Source organism: Bartonella sp. AA81SXKL (assembly GCF_042196945.1).
Lineage (GTDB): Bacteria > Pseudomonadota > Alphaproteobacteria > Rhizobiales > Rhizobiaceae > Bartonella.
In genome coordinates, this window is sequence record NZ_JBHIRH010000312.1 from 396 (window position 1) to 635 (window position 240).

A 240-nucleotide genomic window follows, 5' to 3' on the forward strand; every position below is an offset into this window, starting at 1 on the left:
TCTTGGTTTGGTTCCAAGTTGGAGTTGGGCATTGTTTTTTAGCCTTTATACTGTGATTATTGCTTTTCTTTTAGTCAGTCGTTTACCTGTATGGAATGGAAAAACAATTAATCAAAATTTGAGACGTGATATCGTTGTACCGTGCATGCTGGGCATTGTTATTTATGTAGGTTTTCTGGCAACTTATACATGGCACACTTTATTGATTACAGCTGTTAGTTATATGATTTTTCTTCCGTG

General features: G+C 35.4%; 1 pseudogene. It reads left to right on the forward strand.

The window, feature by feature from the left end:
• Positions 1–240: pseudogene (locus tag ACFINZ_RS11350) on the forward strand (CDP-diacylglycerol--serine O-phosphatidyltransferase); the annotation flags it as partial.